Source organism: Frankia sp. CcWB3 (genome assembly GCF_977927595.1).
This window is the reverse complement of the sequence record NZ_CDWRCK010000297.1, coordinates 2,359-5,032: the sequence shown is the minus strand read 5'-3', so window position 1 is coordinate 5,032 and position 2,674 is coordinate 2,359. Positions and strand designations below refer to the sequence as shown.

Annotated in this window: 2 protein-coding genes; one reads left to right on the top strand and one right to left on the bottom strand. The window is 69.1% G+C overall.

Features of this window, described 5'->3' with window-relative positions; translation table 11 throughout:
* Positions 1 to 165 precede the first annotated feature (165 nt).
* The gene (locus ACY5KJ_RS17845) at positions 166 to 996 is read left to right on the top strand and encodes an AfsR/SARP family transcriptional regulator (RefSeq protein WP_462203901.1); all 831 of its coding nucleotides are present in this window, start codon (positions 166 to 168) and stop codon (positions 994 to 996) included.
* 64 nt (positions 997 to 1,060) lie between these two features.
* On the opposite strand, the gene ACY5KJ_RS17840 is transcribed toward ACY5KJ_RS17845, so the two are convergent.
* The gene (locus ACY5KJ_RS17840; protein WP_462203900.1) at positions 1,061 to 2,395 is read right to left on the bottom strand and encodes an MFS transporter; all 1,335 of its coding nucleotides are present in this window, start codon (positions 2,393 to 2,395) and stop codon (positions 1,061 to 1,063) included.
* Positions 2,396 to 2,674: the final 279 nt, after the last annotated feature.

The following is a 2,674-nucleotide window of genomic DNA, read 5'->3' as shown; positions in this document are numbered from 1 at the left end:
CCACCGAGTACCGGACCGCGATCCCGCCCCGGCCGCCGGTCCCGCCTCCGAACGAACGGCTGGCGGGACCGGCGGACGCGCACCATGCACCGCCGCAGGCTGCTCGGGCGCGCTACGGCCGACGGAGATACCACCGTCCCGGATGTCGGCGTTTCACGGCCCCCGGTGGCGACGTCCGGGGCGGCGCCACAGCGTGTGCCGCTCGAGACCACGCCGCCCGCCGATCCCACCGCGCCCGCCGAGGCGCAGGTCCGGATTCTCGGGCTGCCCACCGTCGAGGGTCCCGGGCGGCCACCCGCCGAGCGCATCGACCTGTTGACCGAGGTCATCGTCTACCTCGCGCTGCACCGGGAAGGCGTAGACAGTCGGCTTCTCGCCGAGGAGATCTGGCCATCCGACACCACAGAGGAGATCGCCGACGCCGCGCTGGCCGAAGCGCGCCAGTGGCTGGGGACCGATGCCAACGGCTCGCCTCGAATCATGATCGGCCCGGATGGCCGATGGTGGCTGAGTCCGGATGTGCGCTGCGACTGGGAACTCTTCGTGGCCTACACCCACCGGGCCGGTCTGCCGGGCAGCGACGCCGAGGCGGATCTGACGACGGCCCTGCGGATGGTCAGCGGCCCCCTGTGGACGGATCTGCCTGCCGGGCGGTACCGCTGGGCGACCACCGGGCCAATCGCCCGAAGCACCTGGGCGGGCGTGGTCGACGTGGCGCATCGCCTCGCCCAACTGACGTTGGACTTCGGTGACACGATGACGGCGATGGCGGCCTGCCGCACCGGGCTACGGGCTGTGCCGACCCCCGAAGTGCTCTGGCGGGACCTGCTGCGCACGGTCGCCGCGCGGGGTGATCGCCGAACTCTGCAGGCTGTGGCAACGGAGATGTACCGAACTATCGGTGTCAGCGGGGTGCGCCGCGGCGGGCGGGCCGAGGCCGAGACGGACGCACTGGTGCAGACCCTGCTGCCCGGATTCCGTCGCGGCCGGCGGTAGTGCCCGTCTCCGCTCCCGGGGCAGCCGGCAGAGGACCCGGCCTGATGGCTGGTCGCTGGTGACGCTAGCCAACCTCGGGGATCTTGGGCACCCCGGAGATCTCCGAGGCACCGGGGTCCGCGGTGAACTCGGCAGCCGCGGCAGGAGAAGAATCGGGACCGCGCAACGCCGACGCGCGAACCATGATCGCGACGAGCAGGACAAGCACGACGACCATGGCGAGTTGCAGGCCCGCCAGCTCGGCGAGCCCACCGATGAGAGCCGGCCCGCACAACCATCCGGCATACCCGACCGTGCCGACCACGGCGATGGAGCTGCCCGTCGACGACCTGAGCCGCCCCGTCGCGGAGAACACCGCGGGCAGCACGCAGGCGGTGCCGACGCCGAGCGTTCCGAATCCGACGATTCCCCCGACCGTGCCGAACGCCGAGGAACCGAGCGCAAGCATGACCGCGAATCCCACCATCGCGGTCACGGCGAGGCCGCGGACCGTTCGGGTCGGGCCGAACCGTGCCATGGCGCGGTCCCCGAACAGGCGCACGACGAACATGCAGGAGGTGAAGGCCACAAAGCCGATACCCGCGATTCCGGCAGCCGCTCCGGCTACCTCGGTGAGGTAGACGGCGCTCCAGTCCGCCGCCACACCTTCACAGAGGAAACTACCGAAGGCGATGACGCACAGTGCGACGAACTGCCGGGCACGGCTGCCGGTGCCCGCGGGACCCGGGGGCACCGCTCTGTCGCGGTCTCCGCCCCAGCCGTCTCGCCCGTCCCCTGGCGCGACTTCCGGTGCAGCGCCGTCGGGCAGCATCCAGGCCGTGGCGGGTAGGGCGGCAGCGAGACCCAACCCGCCGAGCACCGCGAACTGCACGCCGATCGGGACACTCAGAGCGGCCGCCGCCGAACCGATCCCGGCCCCGGACAGGGCACCCGCCGTCCACGCCGCATGGGCGGAGGTCATGATCGGCCGCTGGTAGCAGCGCTCAATCCCCACGGCCTGGGTGTTCAGGGAGATGTCGAGGCAACTGCTGGTCGCCCCCCACAGGGCGAGCAGAGCGAACAGAGACCAGGGTCCCTCGATGAGCGGGACCAGAAGACCGGTGGCGCAGTAGGCGGGCAGACCTGCTCGCACCATGGTGATGCTGCCGTACCGGGTGACCGCCAGACCGATCAGCCACAATGTCAGAACCGCCCCGATCGGGGCGCCGAGCAGGGTCAGACCGAGCTGCCCGTCGCCGAGTTCGAGCCCCTCCTTGATTTGCGGTATACGCGGCGCCCAGCTCGCAAGCAGCAGAGCCAGCAGGAACAGCGAGCTCATCGTCGCCGCCCGGGCACGGAACAGTGCTTGGGCGGCGAAGGGCTGGCTCCGAGTCGCGCGGCGCACGCCGCCCGGATCCATCAGGATGATCTCCAGCCGTCGATCTTCACGATGCGCACGCCAGGAGGAGAATTACCCTGCGCCCCGGATCGTTACGCCTCATTACTCCACGCGACGATACTCGATAAGATCGGGCAGCGCTCTGGCGACAGCCAATCATGTTTTGACAAATCTAATTACGATATACAAAATCCAATTACTTTGCATAAAATCAAATTATGATCGACGGCACCTGATGACGTCCCGATGTCACTATGGAGTCGAAATGAAATAACTTGCGCGTTGCGAACCCTCCACAGG

What these genes read in the sequence shown, in the direction of transcription:
- ACY5KJ_RS17840 (WP_462203900.1), bottom strand. Translation starts at nt 2,395, where the DNA reads ATGGATCCGGGCGGCGTGCGCCGCGCGACTCGGAGCCAGCCCTTCGCC.